Origin of the sequence: Citrobacter sp. wls708, assembly GCF_005281255.1 — a bacterium.
Lineage (GTDB): Bacteria > Pseudomonadota > Gammaproteobacteria > Enterobacterales > Enterobacteriaceae > Citrobacter > Citrobacter werkmanii.
The window spans coordinates 564,787-584,278 of sequence record NZ_SZXE01000015.1 but is presented as its reverse complement, the minus strand read 5'-3'; the positions used below and the strand labels follow the sequence as shown (position 1 = coordinate 584,278).

General features: G+C 54.0%; 20 protein-coding genes. 10 read left to right on the top strand and 10 right to left on the bottom strand.

Translation table 11 applies throughout. The features are described from left to right. Nucleotides 1–104 precede the first annotated feature (104 nt). Entirely contained in the window at nt 105–1,109 is a 1,005-nt protein-coding gene (locus tag FDW97_RS08030) for a chemotaxis protein (protein WP_038642291.1), read from the bottom strand. 64 nt (nt 1,110–1,173) lie between these two features. Beyond that, the gene (gene rbn, locus FDW97_RS08025) at nt 1,174–2,091 is read right to left on the bottom strand and encodes a ribonuclease BN (protein WP_137350878.1); all 918 of its coding nucleotides are present in this window, start codon (nt 2,089–2,091) and stop codon (nt 1,174–1,176) included. Nucleotides 2,092–2,158: 67 nt separating this feature from the next. Between rbn and FDW97_RS08020 the strand changes: the two genes are divergently transcribed. From FDW97_RS08020 to pmrD, 9 genes are all read left to right on the top strand, one after another. Then, nucleotides 2,159–2,620: a GNAT family N-acetyltransferase gene (locus tag FDW97_RS08020; protein WP_038642287.1), complete on the top strand. Its 462-nt coding sequence runs from the start codon at nt 2,159–2,161 to the stop codon at nt 2,618–2,620. 63 nt (nt 2,621–2,683) lie between these two features. Beyond that, nucleotides 2,684–2,989, top strand: a complete 306-nt coding sequence (elaB, locus tag FDW97_RS08015; protein WP_006683669.1) for a stress response protein ElaB — start codon at nt 2,684–2,686, stop codon at nt 2,987–2,989. Nucleotides 2,990–3,093: 104 nt separating this feature from the next. Beyond that, on the top strand, nt 3,094–4,392 hold the full coding sequence (gene menF / locus FDW97_RS08010; RefSeq protein ID WP_085047816.1) for an isochorismate synthase MenF: 1,299 nt from the start codon (nt 3,094–3,096) through the stop codon (nt 4,390–4,392). 87 nt (nt 4,393–4,479) lie between these two features. Continuing rightward, nucleotides 4,480–6,150, top strand: coding sequence for a 2-succinyl-5-enolpyruvyl-6-hydroxy-3-cyclohexene-1-carboxylic-acid synthase (gene menD / locus FDW97_RS08005; protein ID WP_038642282.1), 1,671 nt, complete (start codon nt 4,480–4,482; stop codon nt 6,148–6,150). Next, complete coding sequence (menH, locus tag FDW97_RS08000; protein ID WP_137350877.1) at nt 6,147–6,905, top strand: 2-succinyl-6-hydroxy-2,4-cyclohexadiene-1-carboxylate synthase; 759 nt, start codon at nt 6,147–6,149, stop codon at nt 6,903–6,905. Before menD ends, menH begins: the two co-directional genes overlap by 4 nt. Before the next feature lie 14 nt (nt 6,906–6,919). Next, nucleotides 6,920–7,777 (top strand): 1,4-dihydroxy-2-naphthoyl-CoA synthase, encoded by an 858-nt coding sequence (menB, locus tag FDW97_RS07995; RefSeq protein WP_038642278.1) that lies wholly within the window; start codon nt 6,920–6,922, stop codon nt 7,775–7,777. Next, complete coding sequence (gene menC, locus FDW97_RS07990; protein ID WP_137350876.1) at nt 7,777–8,739, top strand: o-succinylbenzoate synthase; 963 nt, start codon at nt 7,777–7,779, stop codon at nt 8,737–8,739. Before menB ends, menC begins: the two co-directional genes overlap by 1 nt. Next, nucleotides 8,736–10,148 (top strand): o-succinylbenzoate--CoA ligase, encoded by a 1,413-nt coding sequence (gene menE / locus FDW97_RS07985; RefSeq protein WP_137350875.1) that lies wholly within the window; start codon nt 8,736–8,738, stop codon nt 10,146–10,148. The genes menC and menE overlap by 4 nt, the downstream gene beginning before the upstream one ends. Nucleotides 10,149–10,243: 95 nt before the next feature. Further along, a complete protein-coding gene (pmrD, locus tag FDW97_RS07980; protein ID WP_087857366.1) occupies nt 10,244–10,507 on the top strand; it encodes a signal transduction protein PmrD in 264 nt (87 codons plus the stop codon). Between the two features lie 2 nt (nt 10,508–10,509). On the opposite strand, the gene arnF is transcribed toward pmrD, so the two are convergent. The 8 genes from arnF to nudI form a co-directional block, all read right to left on the bottom strand. Further along, nucleotides 10,510–10,896, bottom strand: coding sequence for a 4-amino-4-deoxy-L-arabinose-phosphoundecaprenol flippase subunit ArnF (arnF, locus tag FDW97_RS07975; RefSeq protein WP_110497346.1), 387 nt, complete (start codon nt 10,894–10,896; stop codon nt 10,510–10,512). Continuing rightward, a complete protein-coding gene (arnE, locus tag FDW97_RS07970; RefSeq protein ID WP_085047824.1) occupies nt 10,896–11,231 on the bottom strand; it encodes a 4-amino-4-deoxy-L-arabinose-phosphoundecaprenol flippase subunit ArnE in 336 nt (111 codons plus the stop codon). Before arnE ends, arnF begins: the two co-directional genes overlap by 1 nt. Further along, nucleotides 11,228–12,883 (bottom strand): lipid IV(A) 4-amino-4-deoxy-L-arabinosyltransferase, encoded by a 1,656-nt coding sequence (gene arnT, locus FDW97_RS07965; RefSeq protein WP_085047825.1) that lies wholly within the window; start codon nt 12,881–12,883, stop codon nt 11,228–11,230. Before arnT ends, arnE begins: the two co-directional genes overlap by 4 nt. Beyond that, nucleotides 12,880–13,782: a 4-deoxy-4-formamido-L-arabinose-phosphoundecaprenol deformylase gene (arnD, locus tag FDW97_RS07960; RefSeq protein WP_137350874.1), complete on the bottom strand. Its 903-nt coding sequence runs from the start codon at nt 13,780–13,782 to the stop codon at nt 12,880–12,882. The genes arnT and arnD overlap by 4 nt, the downstream gene beginning before the upstream one ends. Continuing rightward, the gene (gene arnA / locus FDW97_RS07955; RefSeq protein WP_137350873.1) at nt 13,779–15,761 is read right to left on the bottom strand and encodes a bifunctional UDP-4-amino-4-deoxy-L-arabinose formyltransferase/UDP-glucuronic acid oxidase ArnA; all 1,983 of its coding nucleotides are present in this window, start codon (nt 15,759–15,761) and stop codon (nt 13,779–13,781) included. The genes arnD and arnA overlap by 4 nt, the downstream gene beginning before the upstream one ends. Beyond that, on the bottom strand, nt 15,758–16,741 hold the full coding sequence (gene arnC, locus FDW97_RS07950) for an undecaprenyl-phosphate 4-deoxy-4-formamido-L-arabinose transferase (protein ID WP_087857371.1): 984 nt from the start codon (nt 16,739–16,741) through the stop codon (nt 15,758–15,760). Before arnC ends, arnA begins: the two co-directional genes overlap by 4 nt. Nucleotides 16,742–16,743: 2 nt before the next feature. Continuing rightward, nucleotides 16,744–17,883 (bottom strand): UDP-4-amino-4-deoxy-L-arabinose aminotransferase, encoded by a 1,140-nt coding sequence (gene arnB / locus FDW97_RS07945; protein ID WP_137350872.1) that lies wholly within the window; start codon nt 17,881–17,883, stop codon nt 16,744–16,746. A 291-nt stretch (nt 17,884–18,174) separates the two neighbouring features. After that, entirely contained in the window at nt 18,175–18,600 is a 426-nt protein-coding gene (nudI, locus tag FDW97_RS07940; protein ID WP_137350871.1) for a nucleoside triphosphatase NudI, read from the bottom strand. Nucleotides 18,601–18,915: 315 nt separating this feature from the next. Between nudI and FDW97_RS07935 the strand changes: the two genes are divergently transcribed. Then, nucleotides 18,916–19,458, top strand: coding sequence for a YfaZ family outer membrane protein (locus FDW97_RS07935; RefSeq protein WP_038642254.1), 543 nt, complete (start codon nt 18,916–18,918; stop codon nt 19,456–19,458). Nucleotides 19,459–19,492 lie beyond the last annotated feature (34 nt).

Below are 19,492 nucleotides of genomic sequence, written 5' to 3'. Positions count from 1 at the left end.
TTTAATGATAATTAAAGGGAGGGTATGGTAAAGAGATTTTTTTGTGGGGGAACGACTCCCTTACTCGTTGGAGAACCGCAGAGTAAGGGGGGGCTGGTTGGGCGTCAGGCCGAAAGCTGACGGCTCACCAGTGGACCGCTAATGTCTTTCGCTGCGCGCTCCATGACTTCCTGAATCACAGAAGAGAGCTCATTGACCTCAAATTTTGCCACATAACCATCAGCTTTAACCCGGCGAACGTGATCTTCATTGGCGCTACCGGAAAGCGAGGAGTGGATAACGACCGGGATTTTCTTCAGGCGTTCATCGGTCTTGATCTTCCGGGTAAGCGTAAAACCGTCCATCTCCGGCATTTCCAGGTCGGTGAGCACCAGGGCTATCTTCTCAGTGATTGGCTTGCCTTCCGCCTGCGCTTCTGCGGAAAGCTGCTGGATTTTTTCCCACGCATCCTTACCTGTCACATGCATCTGATGCGGGATTTCCATGGCGTTAAGCCCTTTCTCCAGCATCGCGCGCGCAACTTTCGAATCTTCTGCCACAATCGCCACCGCACCCGGCGTGATGTTGAATTTACTGGTTTTCAGGTCTGTCGCGCGTAAATCGTGATTGGACGGTACGATGTCGTAAAGAATTTGTTCAACATCGAGTACCAGCGCCAGGTTGTTGGTCTCTTTGTCGTCATCCAGGCAGGCGATACTGGTGATGTAGCGACCGTTGACGGCTTTCTCGGCGGTATGTACCTGTTGCCAGTCCAGACGCATAATGTTTTCCACTGACTCCACCGCAAACGCCTGTACGCTGCGGGCGTATTCCGTAATGAGCAGGATGTTGAGCCCGGTCTCTGGTTTACAGCCCGCCACCGCCGGCAGGTCAATCACCGGGATCACTTGATCGCGAATGTTCACCATACCTAACAGTGGAGCTTTCATTCCCGCCGGACGCGTAAACGTCGGCATCGGCACGATTTCACGCAGTTTGAATACGTTGATGCCAAACAGCTCTGATTTCTGCTCCTCGATGGATTTGCCGAGGCGAAACAGCAGCAGTTCAAAACGGTTAGACAGGGTTAGATTGGTCCTGTCATCAATATCTTTCTGGAAATTGTTCATCCTGTCCTCAGTGTGAAAGCCAGCCTTTTCTCTGTTATCGGCACTGAGGCGAAAAAATAGAGCGTTAAACGGTGAAAATGGCGAAATCGTGAGCCAGTTCTGTTGCCGGGAATAGCGTTCTGCACTCTTCGAGTAATCGCTGACAGCCTTTTTCATCGTAGCGTGAGCTAACGTGGGTCATGATCAAGCGTCCGACACCCGCTTTAAGCGCCAGTTGCGCGGCTTGTCGGGTTGAACTGTGTCCACGGCTATTGGCCTTCTCCTCCATTGACGCGTCCAGTGTAGTTTCATGCACCATCACATCTACGCCATTTGCCAGTTCGAAGGCACTTGCGCAAGGGCTTGTATCGCCGAAAATCGCCACGGATTTTCCCCTGGTGGCCGGGGCAAGAAAGTCGGCACCGTTAATTACGCGACCATCTTCCAGGACGATGGTTTTCCCGGCTTTCAGCTCCTGGAACCACGGACCGGATTTAACACCAGCCGCCTTCAGCGCACTGGCGTTTAGCGCACCTGGTTTGTCGTGTTCTTCAATGCGAAAACCATAGCATTCCAGCGGATGTTCCAGTGGATATGCCGTTACCTTACGCAGGCCGTCATCGACGATTTCACCCGCGGTGATTTCCACAATATCCAGAGGATAGTCAGTCCATGAACCGCTCAGACGCAAAGCGGTTTCGGTAAATTCCCGTAATCCTTTTGGGCCGTAAAGCGTCAGTGGCTTGACGTTCCCGGCCATCGAACGACTGCACAGCAATCCAGGTAAACCAAACAGGTGGTCGCCATGCAGGTGGCTGATAAAGATACGGTCGAGTTTTCCCGGATTGAACGGTGTGGCGAGCATTTGATGCTGTGTTCCTTCGCCGCAATCAAAAAGCCACAGCCCCGGCTGAGTCGGGTGTTGCAGATTCAGTAAAATTGCCGTTACATTGCGTGAGCGGGTAGGAACTCCCGCTGACGTGCCTAAAAATAGTAATTCCATCTTTGCGTTACACTTTTCGCCATCAATAAGGCAGGGTGTTCAGGTTATCACAACAAAGGGGCAGACAATGATTCACTGGCAAGATCTCCACCATGCAAAGCTGAGTACACAAGAACTGTATGCCATTCTTCAGCTTCGCTGCGCGGTGTTTGTTGTTGAACAACAGTGTCCATATCAGGATGTAGATGGCGACGATCTGGTTGGCGAAAATCGGCACATTCTGGGCTGGCACAATGATGAGCTGGTGGCGTATGCGAGGATTCTGAAAAGCGATGACGATCTGGAGCCGGTGGTCATTGGCCGGGTGATAGTCAGCGAAGCGCTACGTGGCGCAAAACTGGGACAACAGTTGATGACCCAGACGCTGGCATCCTGTGCGCAACACTGGCCGCACAAGGCGCTGTATCTGGGCGCGCAGGCGCATCTGCAACCGTTTTATGCGCGCTTTGGTTTTATGCCGGTGACGGATATTTATGACGAAGACGGGATTCCGCACATCGGAATGGCGCGAGAAGCACATCAGGCTTAAACAGGCGCAAACGGTCCAGGTTGTCTATAGTTAGCGGATACGTCAATAGAAAGGGAGAATACAATGTCTTTTCAATCTTATGAATCACGTATCGATGATGATTTGGAACTCTTGAGCGAAACGCTGGAAGAGGTGTTGCGTTCTTCCGGCGATCCGGCCGATCAAAAATATCTTGAGTTAAAAGCGCGGGCGGAGCGGGCGTTAGAAGAGGTGAGAAATCGCGTCAGCCATGCTTCTGACAATTATTATTTCCGCGCGAAAAAGGCCGTTTGCCGGGCGGATGACTATGTGCATGAAAAACCCTGGCGCGGAATTGGCGTTGGCGCCACGGTCGGTTTAGTGATGGGATTATTGTTAGCGCGGCGATAAATTCCGCTCCGTCATCGCATTTGTTCGTACTCCCTAACTCGGGGTACTGCTTTTTCTGTTCAGTACCCCGTATAATGAGAGGTTTTTAACAGGGAGAGGTCCGCGTGCAATCAATCACTACTGCGCTGGAAGGTCTGATGCGTCATTTGTCGCAAGAGATACCGGCAGCACCTGGAATTCGTATTTACGACATACCTTTCCCTCTGAACGATGCGTTTGACGCTTTAGGATGGCTGGCCAGTCAACCCGTCTGGCCCCAGTTTTACTGGCAGCAGCGTAACGGCGACGAAGAAGCCGCTGTGCTGGGGGCTGTCGCCACGTTTTCCTCGCTGGCATCCGCTCAGCAGTTTTTACGTCAGCACGACAATCAACCTGACCTGCGTATCTGGGGCCTCAATGCGTTCGAGCCCCGGCACGGCAATTTGTTGTTACCGCGACTGGAATGGCGACGCTGCGCCGGAGTGGCGAGCTTACGGTTACACCTTTACAGTGATGTTTCGCTGCGTGAAGACGCCGCACGCGCGGTTGAATTTATTTCCACGCTGGCCAATGTTAAACCATTGCCCGCGCTGCGTTTGAGTTTGGCGGGAGAACAGCACTGGCCTGATAAAGCCGGTTGGATAGATCTGATAAAGCTTGCCACGCACACCATTAATGGGGAAGAACTCGACAAAGTTGTGCTGGCGCGAGCGACAGATTTACAGTTTTCACAGTCGGTGAATGCCGCTGCGGTAATGGCTTCCAGCCGTCGCCTGAACCTTAACTGCTACCATTTCTTTATGGCATTCTCTGCCGACTCCGCTTTTCTTGGCTCTTCCCCTGAACGTTTGTATCGGCGGCGCGACACGGCGTTGCGCACCGAAGCGCTGGCCGGAACCGTTGCCAATCACGCCGAGGATCATCGCGCCTGGCAGTTAGGCGACTGGTTGATGAAAGATGATAAAAACCAGCGCGAGAATATGCTGGTGGTCGAGGATATTTGCCAGCGGCTGCAAGGCTGTACGCAAACCCTTGATGTGCTCCCCCCGCAGGTGCTCAGACTGCGCAAGGTGCAGCATCTACGCCGTTGTATCTGGACGGAACTGAATCAGGCCGACGATACGCTCTGCCTGATGCAACTCCAGCCTACGGCGGCAGTTGCAGGCATTCCGCGTGAGCTGGCGCGCGAATTCATCCGGCAAAATGAACCCTTTGAGCGCGAGTGGTATGCCGGTTCTGCGGGTTATCTTTCTCTGCGCCAAAGTGAATTCTGCGTGTCATTACGTTCGGCGAAAATTAACGCCAACGTGGTCCGCCTGTATGCCGGCGCGGGGATCGTGCGTGGTTCAGATCCTGAGCAAGAATGGCAAGAAATAGACAATAAAGCGGCAGGGTTACGTACCTTATTACAGATGGAAGGATAGTGATTTCGTGTATATTTCCGATTCATATCAAAAATCCATTTATTCGATTCTCTATACTGTGTCGCAATATTGATACCGGACAATCTCATGTCAGTAAGCGCATTTAACCGACGCTGGGCGGCGGTCATACTGGAAGCACTCACTCGCCACGGCGTCAGGCATATCTGCATTGCCCCTGGCTCTCGTTCTACACCGTTGACGCTGGCAGCAGCGGAAAATCCTGCTTTTATCCACCATACCCATTTTGATGAGCGTGGTCTTGGGCATCTGGCATTAGGTCTGGCAAAAGTGAGTCGCCAGCCAGTCGCCGTGATTGTCACGTCCGGTACGGCAGTGGCGAACCTGTATCCCGCATTGATTGAAGCGGGCCTGACCGGTGAAAAACTGATTTTACTTACGGCTGACCGGCCGCCAGAACTTATCGACTGTGGCGCTAATCAGGCGATTCGTCAGGCCGGCATGTTTGCTTCTCATCCGTCGCAAACGCTCTCTTTACCGCGCCCGACACAGGACATTCCGGCGAGCTGGCTGGTGTCCACCATTGATAATGCCCTGGCCGCGCTGCATAGCGGGGCGGTTCATATTAATTGCCCCTTTGCGGAACCGCTGTATGGCGACATGGACGAAACGGGTATTGCCTGGCAGCAACGCCTCGGTGACTGGTGGCAGGACGACAAGCCCTGGCTACGTGAAGCGCGTCGGCTGGAAAGCGACAAACAACGTGACTGGTTTTTCTGGCGACAAAAGCGCGGCGTAGTCATCGCGGGTCGTATGAGCGCGGAAGAGGGCAAGAAAGTTGCGCAATGGGCGCAGATGCTCGGTTGGCCGCTGATTGGCGATGTCTTGTCGCAAACCGGACAACCCCTGCCATGTGCTGACCTGTGGTTGGGGAATGCGAAGGCGGTGACTGAGTTACAGCAGGCGCAGATAGTGGTGCAGCTTGGCAGTAGCCTGACCGGAAAACGACTCCTGCAATGGCAGGCCAGCTGCGATCCGCAGGAATACTGGATTGTCGATAATATCGAAGGTCGCCTCGATCCGGCGCATCATCGTGGGCGCAGGCTGGTGGCGAAGGTGGGTGACTGGCTGGATCTACACCCGGCGGAAAAACGCCAACCCTGGTGCGTGGAAATCCCGCGCCTGGCGCAACTGGCATGGCAGGCGGTGGAAGCCCGTCGCGACGTGTTTGGTGAAGCGCAATTAGCCCATCGTATTCACGAATATCTTCCCGAACAAGGGCAACTGTTCGTGGGTAACAGTTTGGTCGTGCGCCTGATTGATGCGCTGTCGCAGCTTCCGGCTGGTTTTCCAGTTTATAGCAACCGCGGCGCGAGCGGCATTGACGGTCTGCTGTCAACGGCGGCGGGCGTACAGCGCGCCAGCGCAAAATCAACGTTGGCTATCGTCGGTGATTTATCTGCACTGTATGACCTCAATGCGCTGGCGTTATTGCGTCAGGTTTCCGCGCCGTTTGTCCTGATAGTGGTCAATAATAACGGTGGGCAGATATTTTCCCTGCTGCCGACGCCGGCAAGTGAACGTGAACGGTTCTATCTGATGCCGCAGAACGTGCACTTTGAGCATGCCGCGGCCATGTTTAACCTCAAATATCAGCGCCCAGAAAACTGGGAGCAACTGGAGAGCGCGTTGACAAATGCCTGGCGTACTCCTGCGGCAACGGTTATTGAGCTGGTGGTGAACGAAACTGACGGGGCGCAAACCCTGCAGCAACTGCTGGCGCAGGTAAGCCATCTATGATCCTGCACGCCCAGGCGACCGTTAGCCAGAGTGGATCACCCTGGCTGGTTTTCCTGCACGGGTTCTCCGGCGACTGTCGGGAATGGCAGACGGTCGGCGAAGCGTTTCAGGATTATTCGCGGCTGTATATCGACCTGCCGGGACACGGCGGTTCCGCCGACATCAAGGTGAGCGGGTTCAATGATGTTTGTGCGTTATTGCGTAGCACCTTGCTTAGTTACAACATACTTAGCTACTGGCTGGTGGGCTACTCTCTTGGCGGCAGAGTCGCGATGATGGCGGCCTGTCAGGAGATGCCCGGACTTTGCGGTCTGGTCGTTGAAGGTGGACATCCTGGTTTGCAAAGCGAGGAGGCGCGCGTTCAACGTCGCCTTTCAGATGGCCGCTGGGCCGCGCGTTTTCGCGCTGAACCGCTGCGTGAGATATTTAATGACTGGTATCAACAGCCGGTATTTTCCTCGCTGAATGCGGCGCAAAGAGAGACGCTGGTCGATCTGCGTAGCCAGAATAATGGGCATACGCTGGCGGCGATGCTGGAGGCCACCTCGCTTGCCGCACAACCTGATTTACGTGCGCGACTCACTGCGCGCACATTTCCGTTTTATTATTTATGTGGTGAACGTGACGATAAATTCCGCGCGCTGGCGACGGAAATGTCAGTACCAAACCATGTGATTCGTAATGCCGGACACAACGCGCATCGGGACAACCCCGCTGGCGTGGTGGACTGTCTGGCTCAGATTCTGCGTCGCTGACTATAGGACATTTTATGATCTATCCTGATGAAACAATGCTTTACGCACCGGTAGAATGGCACGATTGCTCTGCAGGCTATACCGACATTCTCTACGAGAAATCCACCGACGGTATCGCCAAAATCACCATTAATCGTCCGCAGGTACGCAATGCTTTCCGTCCTGTTACCGTAAAAGAGATGATCCAGGCGCTGGCGGATGCCCGCTATGACGACAACATCGGCGTGATCATTTTGACCGGTGCGGGTGACAAAGCGTTCTGCTCAGGTGGCGATCAGAAAGTGCGTGGCGACTACGGCGGATATCAGGATGACTCCGGTGTGCATCACCTGAACGTGCTGGACTTCCAGCGTCAGATTCGTACCTGCCCGAAACCGGTCGTGGCGATGGTGGCAGGGTACTCCATTGGCGGCGGCCATGTACTGCATATGATGTGTGACCTGACCATTGCGGCAGAAAACGCCATCTTTGGTCAGACTGGCCCGAAAGTGGGTTCCTTCGACGGCGGTTGGGGTGCCTCTTATATGGCCCGTATCGTTGGTCAGAAAAAAGCGCGTGAGATCTGGTTCCTGTGCCGTCAGTACGATGCGCAACAGGCGCTGGATATGGGCCTGGTCAACACCGTGGTTCCGCTGGCAGATCTGGAGAAAGAGACCGTACGCTGGTGCCGTGAGATGCTGCAAAACAGCCCGATGGCGCTGCGTTGCCTGAAAGCGGCGCTGAACGCCGACTGCGATGGGCAGGCAGGCCTGCAAGAGCTGGCCGGTAACGCCACCATGCTGTTCTACATGACGGAAGAAGGTCAGGAAGGCCGTAACGCCTTTAACCAGAAACGTCAGCCTGACTTCAGCAAATTCAAACGGAATCCGTAATGCGTAGCGCGCAGGTATACCGCTGGCAGATACCCATGGACGCGGGGGTGATTCTGCGCGACAGGCGGTTAAAAACGCGTGACGGGCTGTATGTTTGTCTGCGTGACGGCGAGCGTGAAGGGTGGGGAGAGATCTCCCCGCTGCCAGGCTTCAGTCAGGAAAGCTGGGAAGAGGCGCAAACCGAGCTGCTGGCCTGGGTGAAAGGCTGGCTGCAAGGAAATGCTTCTTTACCACAACTGCCTTCAGTCGCTTTTGGCGCAAGCTGTGCGCTGGCCGAACTGGCAGACGCTCTGCCGGAGGCTGCAGACTATCGTGCTGCGCCTCTGTGTACGGGCGATCCTGACGATCTGGTGCTGCAACTGGCGGATATGCCGGGCGAAAAAGTCGCCAAGATCAAGGTTGGGCTGTATGAAGCGGTTCGCGACGGGATGGTAGCCAATCTGCTGCTGGAGGCGATTCCGGAGCTGCATCTGCGACTTGACGCCAACCGTGCCTGGACGCCGTTGAAAGCCCAACAGTTCGCGAAATACGTCAATCCTGAGTATCGTGGACGCATCGCCTTCCTTGAAGAACCATGTAAAACGCGCGATGACTCACGCGCATTCGCGCGTGAAACCGGCATCGCTATCGCCTGGGACGAAAGTCTGCGCGAAGCGGATTTCACCTTTGAAGCCGAAGAGGGTGTCAAGGCTGTGGTTATCAAACCGACGCTGACCGGTAGTCTCGACAAAGTGCGTGAACAGGTTGCGGCAGCGCATGCGCTTGGTCTCACCGCCGTTATCAGTTCATCTATTGAGTCGAGTCTTGGCTTAACCCAACTGGCGAGAATTGCCGCCTGGCTGACGCCGCAGACCATTCCGGGTCTGGACACGCTGAGTCTGATGCAGTGCCAGCAGGTACGCGCCTGGCCGGGTAGCGCGTTGCCGTGTATTGCCGTTGATGCGCTGGAACGCCTGCTATGACCTCATGGGAAACGCCTGCTAGCGCGAGCTTAGCGGGCACTGACTGGCCCTGGCGCGACTGGCGACAGGTTCGTGCGCAGGCGCCAGCCCTGCGCCTCAACGATGAAGTATTAAGCTGGAGTGAGCTTTGCACGCGCGTCGATCATCTGGCCTGCGGGTTTGCCGCTCAGGGCGTGGAAGAGGGCGATGGCGTCCTGCTCCGCGCATGGAATCATCCGCGAGCCTTACTGGCCTGGCTCGCGCTGCTGCAATGTGGGGCGCGGGTTTTACCTGTGAACCCGCAGTTGCCACAGTCGTTGCTTGACGCGCTGGTTCCGGACTTAACGCTACGTTTTGCGTTGGATCTGGAGGCGGCTACCGCGTTCCCGGGGCTGAATCCGTTGCAGATGCAGGTGCTACCTGGCGCACATGCCGCCGCGTGGTTGCCTCAGCGCTTGAGCACAATGACGTTAACCTCAGGTTCCACCGGATTGCCGAAAGCGGCGGTTCACACCTGTCAGGCGCATCTGGCAAGTGCGCAGGGGGTGCTGTCATTAATGCCGTTTGGTGCTGAAGATGACTGGCTGCTTTCACTGCCGCTGTTTCATGTCTCCGGCCAGGGTATTTTATGGCGCTGGTTGTTTGCCGGAGCGCGAATGACCGTGCGCGACAAGCAGCCGCTGGGACAAATGCTGGTCGGCTGCACCCATGCCTCGCTGGTCCCTACTCAGTTGTGGCGCTTGTTGGTCAATAAAACACCGATCACGCTCAAAGCGGTGCTGCTGGGCGGCGCGGCTATTCCTGTTGAGTTGACGGAGCAGGCGCGCGATCAGGGGATTCGCTGCTGGTGCGGTTATGGACTGACGGAATTCGCTTCCACCGTCTGTGCGAAAGAGGCGGATGGTCTGGCAGATGTCGGTTCAGCTTTAGCGGGCAGAGAAGTCAGAATCGTGGATGACGAAGTCTGGCTGCGTGCGGCCAGCATGGCGCAAGGCTACTGGCGCAACGGGCAGCTTACCCCTCTGGTTAACGCGGAAGGCTGGTTTGCCACCCGCGATCGTGGGGTGTTAAAGGACGGCAAATTAACCATTATCGGTCGCATGGACAATCTGTTTTTTAGCGGCGGGGAAGGCATACAGCCAGAAGAAGTGGAACGCGTGATTGCAGCGCATCCGCAGGTTCTGCAGGCCTTTATTGTCCCATTAGAAGATAAAGAGTTTGGTTATCGTCCGGTGGCGGTCGTTGAGTATGACACCGATGCTGGTGACGCCAATCTTGCAGAGTGGGTTAAAGATAAGCTGGCCCGTTTTCAGCAACCGGTTTGTTGGCTGACGTTGCCGCCCGAGCTCAAAGCCGGAGGGATTAAAATCTCTCGTCGCGCGTTGGCGGATTGGGTAAGTGCTTCATCATTAACATTAAGAAAACATTAATTACATTTCTCATTTTTGCCATTCCGTCGCTATTGTCGTTTTGTTTATCAGCTAAAGTGTAACCTGATGTGAAATTGATTAACAAAAGGTGCGCTATGGAATGGCATGTGAAGAAGTCTTGCTGTCATAAGAAAGCAGGGAGGCTCTATATCGTACTTTGCGATAGCGGTGGATCACTTAAGATGCTTGCTGAGGCGCAATCTTCCGAGCAGGTTAAACCTGGCGATCTCCTTTCGCCGCTGAAAGACGCCCAGTATTGTGTTAATCGTGATGCATCTCGCGTGATTAAAATAATCGATGCCAGACAGTACATATGTGACGAATGGGAGCGCCTGGTACGACTGTCGGCAGATAAATGAGCTCAGCGCCGATGCTGGTCAGCAGGCAGAAAAATCGCCATTAAACCCGCCATGATGCACAGTACCCCAGCCAGCGCTTTCACTGAAAATGTGCCCTGCCAGCCGGGCAGAATCATAGATGCGATCCAAACCAGAACATAGCTGAGGCTGAGCAGGGCATAAGCCTTGCTCAGGGCGAGCTGATGCAGGGCCTTATGCCAGCAAATTACCGACAGTAAATATCCCGCCAGCCCACTAAAAAGAGCAAATGCGCCAGTGTTGAGGGCGAATACGGCGGATAGAAATTTCAACGGTTGCAGCATCGGCGGCAGATTATCCATCGCAAAGCCGAGACTCAGTTGGGCGGCCGAGGTGATAATAACGCTACATAATCCCCAAAAAATGCCCATTACACCGCGCTCCCAAGAATGAATATGCCGGCGATTATCAGCCCCACACCCAGCCAGTGGCGCGTTGCGACCGGTTCGCGCCAGATTTTCCAGGCGGCCAGCGTCACCCAGACAAAATTCAGGCTCAGCATGGGATAGGCGATGCCAACAGGGATATTCTGCAACACCACCAGCCACAGCAGCATAGCCAGGCCGAGGCTTGCCAGGGCCAGCCCAATCCATTGCGTAATATGGCGTTTTCGCCTGCCTGATGGTACCGGACGGGTTGCCTGCTTCTGGCATAACTGTCCGCATACGCTGAGCAGGCTGGCGGAAATTAAGACTATCCAGATCATTTCGGTCGATACTGAATCAGGACCAGTCGCCCCTGATTATCGATATAATCAGCGGGAGGAATGGCTAGTTGATTAATATCTTCATTCTTATCAATCGAGAGCACGAGGGTAATATTTCCTTGCTGACGGTGTTGGGCTAACCAGTCGACAAAGTCCGTCCGACTGACAAAGCGCCCGTGGGCATCCGGATAGTTGAGGCCGTATTTCAACTCGCCTGTTTGTCCGTATAGCATGATGTCGTCACGCTTCAGGCTCCAGGCCAGCCCCGCAGCGACGCCAACGCTGTCGGTGAGAATATAGCGGCTGGATTCCAGCGACTCTTTGGTCATCTCGACAAAAAACTGTGGTTGTTTAGATTCCATGACCCGATCAGGAATGGAGAAGCCAAACAACAGTGCCAGTCCTAATGGGCAAAACGCGGCAAATTGCCAGTTCTTCTCGCGGTTATTTAACGTATACCAGCCAAAGAGCGTCCAGGTGAGAAAAATACCCCATGCGCAAAAAACCTTATAGGTTTCGATATGCGACCAGACAGGCGTTTTCAACGGTCCCAGCGTGGAAACAATAAACGTGGCGATAATGCCCGCCACACCAAACAGAACGTTGATCCAGCCATTCACACGCAGCGCGGCTGAACCTTTTTGCGCGGCCTGCAGGCCGAACCGCGCCGTTAATATCGCCAACGGCGCAAAGCAGGAAAGAATATAGGTCGGCAGTTTTCCTTTTGCGATGCTGAAAAACAGGATCGGCATGATAATCCAGCTTAGCAGGTATAGTGTGCTGCGCGAAACATCGCGTTCCCGCCAGCCTGTGCGCAGCGCGCCGGGAAGCAGCCCGAGCCACGGTAACGCGCCAGCCAAAAGCACGGGAATGTAGTACCAGACAGGGGCTTTATGTTGGGCATCATCCTGGGCGAAGCGTTGAATGTGTTCGACCCAAAAGAAATAATGCCAGAAGTCCGGCTCACGCTGAGCAATCGCAACTCCCCACGGCAGCACAATCACGACGCAGCCGACGACTGCCAACAGGCCGTAGATGATCAGGTCTTTCCAGCGTTTTTGCACGAAAACCCACGGCAGTACGCTGAGCACAGGAACGGCAAGCGCCAGGAAACCCTTGGTCATCACGCCCATGCCGCAGGTTAACCCTAACAGCAGAAAGGCGATGATTTTGCGTGTTCTGGTCGTGGCCTGCATCCCCTCCCAAAAGCAGCACATGCCCGCCATCAGCCAGAGTGCGATCATAGGATCAAGTACCGCGTAGGTACCGATGCTATAGACCGAAAAAAAAGTTAAAAAGATGACTGAAGAGAGTACTGCGGTACGCTTATCCTGCCATATTCGCATAGTAAGCCAGGCTACCAGTAGCGCAGTCAGCAAGGTGGCAAAAATAGCGCCCGCTCTGACGCCAAAATTATTGGCGCCAAACAGCCATTGCCCGATGCTGTTCAACCAGTATCCGGCAATCGGTTTTTCAAAATAACGCAGCCCTAAAAAGTGCGGAACGATCCAGTCGCCAGAGGTCAGCATCTCCCGGCTGATTTCGGCATAGCGCGTTTCATCAGGTTGCCACAGCAGACGACTATTAATAGGTAAAATAAAATACAGCGCGATAAAAGCGATAAATGCCAGGGCGTTACGTACCGATTTCATTGTGTCATATCCACGGGTTGCTGACAGCCGAGCCATCCCTCTCTGCCGGGAATTTTCCCACGCACGATCCGCCCTGTTGGCAGCGTACTGATATCGTCCGGTAGCAGATCCCCGAGCGGGCAAAACGTAATGCCCATGTCGGCAGCGCGAGTGAGCAGCTCGTCAAAATTCTGCTGAAAGGCGATACCTTCCACTTCTGCATGAATGGTGTACACCGGCGTCCCTCTGCTCATCCGGATGTGGGAGAGAATATAAGCGTTAAAGTCCACAGCCTGGACCTCCTGACCCACCACTTCATCCCATGTGGGTAATGTGACAGGAATTTGCGGCGTACCTGTTTTCCCGGATGCCAGCACAGGACGGAATAACGACGTTCCCCGACAGTCGCTGTTATAGCGCAGATGGAACGTTTCTTTGGCATGGACGACGCGGTCGTCGGCACGCCATCCGGCAACGGCGGAGCAGGTAACGGACTGATTGATGATAGCTTCAAGGGCGGTAATGCCGCGTGAAATATCGTCAATCAGTTCTTTGTCATTCCAGTTTCCGCTTCGCGCCTGCCAGGCATGGTGATCCCAGGCATGCAAACCGGTTTCATGAAGCAGGGCGGTTTGCGCAATTATTGCCGCATTGGCCTGGCCGATCTCTTTTCCCGGCCATGCTGTACCCGCCAGCAAAATATCCCATCCGTAGAGCGATGCTGCGTTTGAGCGCAGCATCTTCCACAGAAATTGTGGCTTCACAAGACGCCAGAGATGGCGTCCCATGTTGTCAGGTCCCACGCTAAAGAAAAAACTTGCCCGAACGTTATGTCGGTTCAATGTCTCCAGCAGGCGGGGCACGCCTTCGCGCGTCCCCCTGAACGTGTCGACATCAATGCGCAAGCCAACTTTGGTCATGATGTGTGTTCCGTGATATCCACACTGCGTAAGAAGAAGTCCAGCGTCTCTTCTACCGTTTCCTGCATCTCAATGGTGGGTTCCCAGTTCAGGCAACGTTTTGCGTTGCGAATATTGGGCTTACGATGCTCAACGTCCTGATAACCTTTACCATAGTAGGTGCTGCTTTCGACGTCGCGGAAACCGGCAAACGGCGGAAAATGCTGACGTAATGGATGTTTTTCAAAGCAGGAAAGCAGCATTTCTGCCAGTTCCTGAATACTCGCTTCGTTCTCCGGGTTACCGATATTGATAATCTCGCCGTCACAACGTCCGCCTTCATTTTCAATAATGCGGTACAGGGCTTCGATACCATCGCGAATGTCGGTAAAGCAGCGTTTTTGCTTGCCGCCTTCAATCAGCTTAATCGGTGAGCCTTCCACCAGATTGAGAATCAATTGGGTAATGGCGCGTGAGCTGCCGATTCGCGCGGCATTCAGACTGTCCAGACGCGGTCCCATCCAGTTAAACGGACGGAACAGGGTGAAGCGCAATCCCTCTTTTTCGCCGTATGCCCAGATCACGCGGTCCAGCAACTGTTTGGAAACGGAGTAGATCCAACGCGGTTTATTCACCGGACCGACGATCAGATTCGAGCTGTCCTCATCGAAGACTTTATCGGTACACATGCCGTAAACTTCGGATGTTGACGGGAAAATGATGCGCTTACGGTACTTCACGCAGTAGCGAATGATTTTCAGGTTCTCTTCAAAATCAAGCTCAAACACGCGCAGTGGGTTACGGGTATATTCGATTGGCGTGGCGATCGCGACCAGCGGCAATACGACGTCGCATTTTTTTACATGATATTCAATCCATTCGGAGTGAATACTGATGTCGCCTTCAACGAAATGGAAACGCGGATGTTGCAGGAAACGCCCAATGGCGTCGCTACCAATATCGAGTCCATATACTTCGTAATTGTCTTCTTGCAGCAGGCGCTCGGTCAGATGGTTACCAATGAAGCCATTAACGCCGAGGATCAGCACGCGAGTACGACGTTTGCTGGTGGTAACTGACTGGCTGTTCAGACGAGAACCGGGTACGAGGCCCAGAACCTGCGCCAGCTGTGAGCCCTGCATTGCAATACCATCGCCAGCTTGCCCGGTAATGATCTCCAGTGCGCCATCGACACAGGCGATCAGCAAAGGCGACACGGAGATGACGGTGCCCGGTTGGGCTGCAAGGTTATTTGTGCAAACACGCGATGACCAGACGGTGAACTTTTGCGTGCCGACATAGCTAAATGCGCCCGGCCACGGATCGCTGACGGCGCGGACCTGGTTATGCAGCTCCGCGGCGGGTTTGTTCCAGTCAAGGAAGCTATCTTCCGGTGTGCGGCGGCCAAAACAGGTAGCCTCTGCTTCCTGTTGAGGGCGTTCTGCGTAATCCCCCGTTTTAATCGCGGGCAGCGCCTGTTCCAGCAGGTGACGCGCAGCCTGGTACAATTTATGGTGCAGCGTTAACGCCACATCATCCGGAGAGATAGCGACAGACTGCTGGGCGATAATAGCGCCCGCATCCGCGCGTTTGATCATGCGATGAAGCGTGACGCCGGTTTCGGTTTCGCCATTGACCAATACCCAGTTCAGCGGCGCGCGGCCGCGATATTTCGGCAGCAGCGAGCCGTGCAGATTAAATGCTCCCTTGGGCGCAAGTCTGAGGATCTCCTCACTCAGTAAATGGCGATAGTAGAACGAGAAGATAACATCGGGTGCCAGTTGGCTAATGCGCTCGATCCACAAAGGATGATTAACCTCGTCCGGGGCGTAAACCGGAATACCGGCGCTGGCGGCGAGGCGGGAAACAGAGCCAAAAAACGCTTTTTCACCCGGGTTGTCGGTGTGCGTAAAAATTGCGGCGATTTCATAACCTGCATCCAACAAGGCCTGGACACCCTGACATCCCATATCGTGATAGGCAAATACGACGGCTTTCATGCGCGGTTTTCCTCGGTTGACTGCGTGGTTTGTGGGCGGATAACGTGTTGAACAAAATAGCGGGGGCGGGCGCGGACATCGTTATAGATGCGACCGATATATTCGCCGAGTAAACCCATGCCGATAAACTGTGCGCCGATAAAGGTAAACAGGACGGCAAACAGCATGAATACCCCTTCCGCGGCCCACTGCGGGCCGAGCGTCAGGCGCAACACAACAAGCAGAACGGACAACGTAAAGCCCGTGGCGGCAATCACGCTGCCGAGCAGGCTCAACATACGTAACGGCGTGGTGGTCAGACAGGTCACCAGGTCATACATCAGGTTGATCAGGCGCATGAAGCTGTATTTAGAATCACCAAATTCACGCTCTGCATGGTGTACCGGGATCTCCGTGGCGCGACGGGCAAAAATGTTGGCCAGAATCGGAATAAAGGTGCTGCGCTCCTGACAATGCAGCATGGCATCGACAATATGGCGACGATAGGCGCGTAGCATGCAGCCGTAGTCGCCCATTGCTTTACCGGTAGTACGCTGAATCAGGTGGTTGATCATGCGCGAGGCGGTTTTACGAAATACGCTGTCCTGTCGGTTCTGGCGTACCGTTCCGACCACATCGAAGCCTTCATCTGCGGTGGCGACCAGCCGGGGGATCTCCTCCGGCGGGTTTTGTAAATCGGCATCCAGCGTGATGATCAAGTCACCGCTGACATGGCTGAAACCGGCCATGATCGCCGAGTGCTGGCCGTAATTGCGGTTCAGCAGAATAGAAACAATATGGCTGTTCGGCGCCTGAGACGCGTCCATCATCAGTTGCGCGGAATGGTCGCTGCTGCCGTCATCGATCAGCAAGATTTCATACTCTTTGCCCAATTTTTCGCAGGCGGCGCTGGTACGTCTGATTAGCTCTGGCAGGCTTTCCTGTTCATTAAAAACGGGAATGACCACCGAGACTTTTTTGATCGGTGTTGCTTCAAACATGGTTATTGTCCTGCAATCTCGCGAAGTGCCGTAATAACTCGCTGGGTGTCAGTGGCGGTCATATCGGGGAACAACGGCAGCGAGCAGATGCGTGCGCTATTCCACTCTGTATTGGGCAGCGAAAGCGTGGTGAAGCGTTCGCGATAATATTTTTGCGTATGGGCCGCACGAAAATGCAGACCGGTGCCGATATTTCTGGCCTTCAGCGCTTCCATTAAGGCATCTCTGTTCAGGCCACAGCGCGCTTCATCAACACGAATGATAAACAGATGCCAGGCGTGAACGTGAGACCACTGGGGCAGGCTCAACGGTTGAAATGGCGTATCGGCCAGCGCCTGTTGATACTCCCGGGCAATTTGTGCGCGGCGTGAGTTCAGTTGCTCCAGTTTCTTCAGCTGGACCAGCGCGATGGCGGCATTGATATCCGTGAGGTTGTATTTGTATCCTGGCGCCAGCACTTCAGCCTGCGGCGCGCGGCCGTAGGTTTGTCGATCAAAAGCATCAACGCCCAGGCCGTGAAACTTCAGACTGCGAAGCCGCTGGGCAAGCTGGCCGTCGTCGGTAACAATCAGCCCACCTTCCGCACAGGTAATATTTTTGATGGCGTGAAACGAGAAAATAGCGGTGCCGTGCGTGCCGACATGACGATTCTTATATAACGTCCCTACGGCGTGCGCCGCATCTTCGATGATCGGAATGCCATAGCGCTCGCCAATGGCATAAATCGCGTCAAGATCGGCCGGGGCGCCTGCGTAATGTACCGGAACAATCGCTTTGGTTCGTGGGGTGATGGCCTCTTCAATCTGCTCTGGCGTGACCATGAGCGTATCACGATCAACGTCGACCATGACCGGCGTCGCACCCAGCAGGACAATCATATTGAGGGTAGAAACCCACGTCATCGATGGCGTGATGACCTCATCGCCCGCACCGATGCCCAGCGCCATTAGCGTGATGTGCATTCCAGCGGTGGCGGAGCAGACGGCGACGGCATGCTGATTTCCCGTGAGCTGGCAGAAGGCTTGTTCCAACTGCTGATTTTGCGGGCCGGTGGTTATCCATCCCGAGTCCAGAACCGCCTTCACTGCGGCAAGCTCTTCAGCTCCCATCGCCGGGCGAGAGAAAGGCAAAAAGTCAGACATCATTATTCCTTCAAGCCATTTAACGCACCGACGTTTTATTTTTCGCGATAAACAGGCGCGTCGTTAATTATTTATCAGGCTTCAAAGGTTAATGACTGAAGGTTAATTTATCCTTAAGAGTTTAAGGTTCGAGATATAAAGGAAAATAACGGTGTTTTTAATTTATTATTTTGAAATTAAATGAATTTTACAGAAATGGCGTGGCGTAAACGGCATTGCTGGTTGCTGTAGCCAGGTCAATGCAATGCCGCAATTCAGGAAGGTATTTTATGCCGCTATTAGAATGATAATTTACAGTAATCCTTTCAGGGTTAATGTTTTACGCGTGGCGACATTTAAGTCGTACGTGCCGAGATCTTCCGGTTTAACCCAGGCGAATGCCTGAAACTCTTCGTTAATGTTCACTTCACGATTCGCCGCGACACAATCAAAGATGAGGTAAATCATGTAAATCTCTTCCTGGCTGCCATCGGCATAGGTTTTGGTGCGAATATCATCACTGAAGGTCCAGGGGCTAATTTCTGACAACACGAGCTGTTCGCCCAGTTCTTCCCTTACTTCCCGACGCAAAGCCTCTTCAATGCGTTCGCCCGCTTCAACACCGCCGCCAGAAAGCGCCCACTGGCCGGGGAAAACGCCACGGTCATCAGCCATTTTGCACAGTAAATAACAGCCATTATTTTGAATTAATGGACAAACAATCGTTCTTTGGCGCATAGGTTGGGTCCTTGTAGGGGATGCTGAGAATTCCATTGTGTACCCATCTTACCTTTTGCTGGCGGCAGAAAAAACGCTTCCATGACGTTTAACCCTGCTTTATCAGGGGAGAAGGGGATGTTTGTTGAAAACGGGGGCCTGCTATGTCGATTCTGCAAATAGCCCTGGAATTTAACCTTAACTCAAACTTGTAAGTAGTATTTGGTTACAATATGCCATTGCATCGCTTTTTTAGCTCATTGATTCCTTGTCATCTGGCAGTACAATTCCTCGGTTTTGGGGCTATGTTTTGATTCTTGCTGGAAAGGATAGAAAATGAAAAAAAGTTTAATGTTGGGTTTTGCCGGAATGCTGTTTGTTTCCGCGTCGGCGAGCGCAATTAGCATTAGTGGCCAGGCGGGCGAAGATTACACCAACCTTGGGTTTGGTATGGGGACTGAATCTACCGGACTGGCGGTCAGCGGTAACTGGATGCATAACGATGACGACGGTGATGCAGCCGGTCTGGGACTGGGTCTGAATATTCCACTTGGTCCGTTGCTGGCAACCGTCGGAGGGAAAGGTATTTATACTAACCCTAATGATGGTGATGAAGGCTACGCGGCGGCAGTTGGTGGCGGTTTGCAGTGGCCGATTGGCGATAGTTTCCGCCTGTTTGGCGAGTACTATTACTCTCCTGATTCGCTTTCCAGCGGTATCGACAGCTATGAAGAAGCCAATGCCGGTGCGCGTCTGACAATTATGCGCCCGCTGAGCATTGAAGCCGGTTATCGCTACCTGAACCTGGCGGGTAAAGATGGCAACCGCGATAACGCGATTGCTGATGGTCCGTACGTTGGGGTTAACGCCAGCTTCTGACATTTCTGGCGCGGCGTTCAGTCGCGCCTTCCCC

Bases quoted from the DNA above. Each gene is read 5' to 3' on its own strand.
- arnT (WP_085047825.1), bottom strand. From the start codon at position 12,883: ATGAAATCGGTACGTAACGCCCTGGCATTTATCGCTTTTATCGCGCTG.
- FDW97_RS08030 (WP_038642291.1), bottom strand. From the start codon at position 1,109: ATGAACAATTTCCAGAAAGATATTGATGACAGGACCAATCTAACCCTG.
- pmrD (WP_087857366.1), top strand. From the start codon at position 10,244: ATGGAATGGCATGTGAAGAAGTCTTGCTGTCATAAGAAAGCAGGGAGG.
- menD (WP_038642282.1), top strand. From the start codon at position 4,480: ATGTCAGTAAGCGCATTTAACCGACGCTGGGCGGCGGTCATACTGGAA.
- menE (WP_137350875.1), top strand. From the start codon at position 8,736: ATGACCTCATGGGAAACGCCTGCTAGCGCGAGCTTAGCGGGCACTGAC.
- FDW97_RS07935 (WP_038642254.1), top strand. From the start codon at position 18,916: ATGAAAAAAAGTTTAATGTTGGGTTTTGCCGGAATGCTGTTTGTTTCC.
- nudI (WP_137350871.1), bottom strand. From the start codon at position 18,600: ATGCGCCAAAGAACGATTGTTTGTCCATTAATTCAAAATAATGGCTGT.
- arnD (WP_137350874.1), bottom strand. From the start codon at position 13,782: ATGACCAAAGTTGGCTTGCGCATTGATGTCGACACGTTCAGGGGGACG.
- arnA (WP_137350873.1), bottom strand. From the start codon at position 15,761: ATGAAAGCCGTCGTATTTGCCTATCACGATATGGGATGTCAGGGTGTC.
- FDW97_RS08020 (WP_038642287.1), top strand. From the start codon at position 2,159: ATGATTCACTGGCAAGATCTCCACCATGCAAAGCTGAGTACACAAGAA.
- menH (WP_137350877.1), top strand. From the start codon at position 6,147: ATGATCCTGCACGCCCAGGCGACCGTTAGCCAGAGTGGATCACCCTGG.
- arnE (WP_085047824.1), bottom strand. From the start codon at position 11,231: ATGATCTGGATAGTCTTAATTTCCGCCAGCCTGCTCAGCGTATGCGGA.
- arnB (WP_137350872.1), bottom strand. From the start codon at position 17,883: ATGTCTGACTTTTTGCCTTTCTCTCGCCCGGCGATGGGAGCTGAAGAG.
- elaB (WP_006683669.1), top strand. From the start codon at position 2,684: ATGTCTTTTCAATCTTATGAATCACGTATCGATGATGATTTGGAACTC.
- menC (WP_137350876.1), top strand. From the start codon at position 7,777: ATGCGTAGCGCGCAGGTATACCGCTGGCAGATACCCATGGACGCGGGG.
- arnC (WP_087857371.1), bottom strand. From the start codon at position 16,741: ATGTTTGAAGCAACACCGATCAAAAAAGTCTCGGTGGTCATTCCCGTT.
- rbn (WP_137350878.1), bottom strand. From the start codon at position 2,091: ATGGAATTACTATTTTTAGGCACGTCAGCGGGAGTTCCTACCCGCTCA.
- menB (WP_038642278.1), top strand. From the start codon at position 6,920: ATGATCTATCCTGATGAAACAATGCTTTACGCACCGGTAGAATGGCAC.
- arnF (WP_110497346.1), bottom strand. From the start codon at position 10,896: ATGGGCATTTTTTGGGGATTATGTAGCGTTATTATCACCTCGGCCGCC.